Origin of the sequence: uncultured Mobiluncus sp. (assembly GCF_947254095.1) — a bacterium.
Lineage (GTDB): Bacteria > Actinomycetota > Actinomycetes > Actinomycetales > Actinomycetaceae > Mobiluncus.
In genome coordinates this window covers 1-3,520 of record NZ_CAMYBV010000051.1, presented here as the reverse complement: position 1 = coordinate 3,520, position 3,520 = coordinate 1, and the positions used below count along the sequence as shown (strand labels likewise).

Sequence of the window (3,520 nt, the reverse complement as noted above, 5' to 3'; positions counted from 1 at the left end):
TTCTTGCCAATCAATCAACTTAAAAGGTTTTCCTGACCACCGTCCTTTCGTATGCTTTAAAGCTTCGATAAACGCGACTGCAAAGTCGGCTCGGCGCTTGTCATAGCGCGAGCTTTCAGCCATGAACCGTGTCGGTTGATATTCAGCTAGCTGACGCATACGAATCAGTTACCTTCTATTGGTTAAAAAGTCAGTTACTACCAGCGATAACAGGTACCCTCATACCCGGCGGGGCTAGGCTTCGGGCAGATTAGCTAACGCCCAGGCGATCGCATGTCCGGCGTCAGCGAAAAGGTGGTCTGACTTCGCGATGAGTTCGAGTTCGCATTCTCCGCGGCTCCTCGAGTTAGGCCCGAACCCGCTGACGGGTTCTTCCATCAACCGGTAGATTTGGGCGTTATTGCCAAATCCTTCAGTCTTGGTCCAGGTAGCAAAACTTGCTAGCGTGTAGTTCCCGTAGGCAAGAACCGTCCCGTAGGAATCAACGCGCATCTGGAGGGTTTCGCTGGTGACCTTTGTGCTGTTCATGGCTGGTGCCTTTCTGTTGTGTACCGTTTCGGTATGTATATACAGCCATAGACCCGCCTATTTATCCAGTCATTTTCCGCCTATTTTCAAGAAAACTTAGAGATGTACATCTCTAGGTCATAACGCTTCACGATAAAGGAAAACCCCACGCCAGGTGGGGTTGCCTGTGTGTTTAGTTTTAACGGGTCAGGTGGTAGTTGACAACGTTTCCTGGTGTAGCATGTTCAAGTTCACGCACCATCGCTGCTGCCCGCCCGTATCCCTCGGTGACTTGTTCGATGTTGTCTAGGTTCAACGCTCCGTAGGCGGTGGTTTGCACCCGCCATTGATCGGTTTCAAAATCCCGGTCAAGCTCCGGGGTGTAGGGGAACAGCGGGGAAGGAACAATAGAAATCGCGACCCGGCCAGGTTCAATCTCAATGCTGGTGATGGTGTATCCCAACCGGTTAGCACGTCCGATAAGGCGTTCGGTGTTTTCTTCCTCGACGCTGCATTCAGCTTCTTTGGTGTTCATGGCTGTTTCCTTATGTGTTGTGTACCGTTTCGGTATGTATATACAGCCATAGACTTCGCTACTTATCCAGTCATTTTGCCGCCTATTTTGCCTAATAAATAGTGGTTTACATCTCTTGGTTAGTGTTTATTAGTGGCGGGGTTTTCCACGCAGAATCACCGCTTAATGGTGCAAGTAAGATCTTGCGTACTTCCTTATGTTCTTTACCAGAAAGTCCGATGCGGTAAAGCAGGGAGCGCAGTTCATACTTCTCATTCACCACCTTGTCACTCGCGGCGCGGTGGGTGGTGAGCCCGATGCGTTTCGCATATGCGACCATTTTGCTTAGGAACTCGGTGTATGCCGTGATCTTCTCGAACTCTGGCAGCTCATCCCACCAAGGAAAACTCAGCCCCTCGCTACTGGTGGTGATGTCGAGATGGCTCGCGCCGAGCGCTTTAGCGATCAAGTCTTTCTTGGCAGCGATAAGTTCATGCAGCCTTGCCAGCTCAGTCTCATCAAGCGTGGCGGGCAGGGTGACTAAGAGCCCGTAGTTTTCAGCCTTTTTGGTGTTCACCATTGCTCATCCTCCTCACCATCAAATTCGATGCTTTGAACGTCCATCCATGTGCGGATGAGGCGCAGGTAGTTGTCTGGAAAGTTGGAGACGATCATTTCTACGTGCTCGTAGCCGTGGTCTTTGGCCGCATTCCACACCGCACCAATATCGGTGAGGTCGACTCCGAGGTTTTCGATTTCTTCTAGATCGACATATAGCTGTCCCATCATCACCAAACCCTCTCTTTCTTGCTGGTTGTTTGGTCATGTACATACAGCCATAGGAGCGCGTACTTATCCAGTAATTTTTGCCTTAAAATCAAGGAGTTTTAGTGCTCTCGGCGACTATCTGGGAAAGCACGAGTTTGGCGCACGGCAAAGCTATCCCGTTTCCCCACAGCTTGTAGAGTGCCCGGTCGGACGCTGGATTAGCCAGCCATTTGCGTACTTGGTTGCGGGTTTTAGGTTTTTTCAATCCTTGCACCTTGGCCCAGCTAGCCCAGACCTGCCACCAATAATCCAGCACGTCTTCGCTCGGGTTCTCGATGGCGAGTCCGTCTGTCCAAGTATCAGGGAATCCTTGTAGGCGGGCGCATTCGGTGGGGGTTAAGCGTCTCACGCGGTATTTGGGCATGCCAGGGTCAGTGACCAGGGGCGGCTCAGTTGAGTCCGAAGCCAACAGAGCGCCAGCAATATTGACGTTGCCTCGGCAGAAGAAGTCTGCCTTCGAGGCGCTCACAACGTCGGGTTCGACGATGGCGATGCCGCCTTGGTTGCAGGTCGGAGAAACACCTGCTGTACGCGCGTTTTTGGCACAAGGTCCTCTACGACTTGGGGTATGTGTCCAGTTCAGAGCCGTTCCATCGCCTGTTCAACCAGGGCATGATTGAGGCTTATGCCTACACGGATTCACGTGGGCAATACGTCCCGGCTGACGAGGTGGAGGGTAGCGAGGAGGACGGCTTTACCTGGCAGGGTCAGCCCGTCAACCGCGAGTTCGGCAAGATGGGCAAGTCGCTCAAGAACATTGTCACCCCTGATCAGATGTGCGCGGATTACGGCGCGGACACGTTCCGGGTTTACGAGATGTCGATGGGACCGCTGGATATGTCCCGTCCGTGGGACACGCGCGCGGTGGTCGGTTCCCAGCGTTTCCTGCAGCGACTGTGGCGCAATATCGTCGATGAGAACACCGGCGCGCTCACCGTGACCGATGACGCCCCGGATTTGGCGACCGCAAAAGTGCTGGCTCGCACCATTCACGATGTCACCGTGGAGTATGACAATCTGCGCGTGAACACGGCTATCGCCAAGATGATTGTGCTGAACAATCACCTCACCGGACTGTCCCAGGTGCCGCGTGAGGCCGCAGAAGCGCTGGTCGTGATGGTCGCCCCCATCGCTCCGCACATTGCGGAGGAACTGTGGGAACGTTTGGGTCACCAGGGCGGAATCGCCCGGGCCGCGTTCCCGGTCGTGACCGATGAGTCGCTGTTGGCGGCCGACGAGGTCACTTGCGTGGTGCAGGTGGCGGGCAAGGTGCGCGCGAAAGTGTCGGTGGACCCCGAGATTTCCGAGGCGGATTTGCAGGCGAAGGTCCTGGCGGAACCGGCGGTGGTGAAGTTGCTGGACGGGCGGGAGCCGAAACGGATTATCGTGCGTGCTCCAAAGCTCGTATCCTTGGTTTTTTAGGATTTGTCAGTACAAAAAAATCGCTAAATTACGGGATTTCAACAGTTTCGGGCTTGCGAACTTAGGTATGCCTAACTTAGGCTATACCCATGAAGAGATTTAAAAACAAGCAAATTAAAGAAACCTTGACCGTAGCCGCGCTTTTGTGCCTGGGAGCCTCTCTCAGCGGGTGCGGCGGGACCCCCAGCTCCAGCTCGGATTCAGCCGCACCAGGCAAACCCCTGGTCCTCACCACATTTACCGTGTTGC

5 protein-coding genes and 1 pseudogene are annotated in these 3,520 nt (G+C 54.0%); 1 reads left to right on the top strand and 5 read right to left on the bottom strand.

Features of this window, described 5'->3' with window-relative positions:
* Window positions 1-234: 234 nt before the first annotated feature.
* The 5 genes from Q0X47_RS08560 to Q0X47_RS08540 all read right to left on the bottom strand — a co-directional run bounded on the left by Q0X47_RS08560 (window position 235) and on the right by Q0X47_RS08540 (window position 2,318).
* Complete coding sequence (locus tag Q0X47_RS08560; RefSeq protein WP_022865314.1) at window positions 235-528, bottom strand: hypothetical protein; 294 nt, start codon at window positions 526-528, stop codon at window positions 235-237.
* 178 nt (window positions 529-706) lie between these two features.
* Window positions 707-1,042, bottom strand: coding sequence for a hypothetical protein (locus Q0X47_RS08555; RefSeq protein ID WP_022865315.1), 336 nt, complete (start codon window positions 1,040-1,042; stop codon window positions 707-709).
* A 106-nt stretch (window positions 1,043-1,148) separates the two neighbouring features.
* Complete coding sequence (locus Q0X47_RS08550; protein WP_022865316.1) at window positions 1,149-1,601, bottom strand: hypothetical protein; 453 nt, start codon at window positions 1,599-1,601, stop codon at window positions 1,149-1,151.
* Window positions 1,595-1,810, bottom strand: a complete 216-nt coding sequence (locus Q0X47_RS08545) for a hypothetical protein (RefSeq protein ID WP_027723702.1) — start codon at window positions 1,808-1,810, stop codon at window positions 1,595-1,597. Before Q0X47_RS08545 ends, Q0X47_RS08550 begins: the two co-directional genes overlap by 7 nt.
* Before the next feature lie 88 nt (window positions 1,811-1,898).
* On the bottom strand, window positions 1,899-2,318 hold the full coding sequence (locus Q0X47_RS08540) for a DNA cytosine methyltransferase (RefSeq protein ID WP_022865318.1): 420 nt from the start codon (window positions 2,316-2,318) through the stop codon (window positions 1,899-1,901).
* 50 nt (window positions 2,319-2,368) lie between these two features.
* On the opposite strand from Q0X47_RS08540, the pseudogene Q0X47_RS08535 reads away from it, so the two are divergent.
* Window positions 2,369-3,271, top strand: a pseudogene (locus Q0X47_RS08535) (class I tRNA ligase family protein); the annotation flags it as partial.
* Between the last annotated feature and the right edge of the window lie 249 nt (window positions 3,272-3,520).

Coding starts and splice junctions, on each gene's coding strand:
- Q0X47_RS08545 (WP_027723702.1), bottom strand. CDS start 1,810: ATGATGGGACAGCTATATGTCGATCTAGAAGAAATCGAAAACCTCGGA.
- Q0X47_RS08555 (WP_022865315.1), bottom strand. CDS start 1,042: ATGAACACCAAAGAAGCTGAATGCAGCGTCGAGGAAGAAAACACCGAA.
- Q0X47_RS08560 (WP_022865314.1), bottom strand. CDS start 528: ATGAACAGCACAAAGGTCACCAGCGAAACCCTCCAGATGCGCGTTGAT.
- Q0X47_RS08550 (WP_022865316.1), bottom strand. CDS start 1,601: ATGGTGAACACCAAAAAGGCTGAAAACTACGGGCTCTTAGTCACCCTG.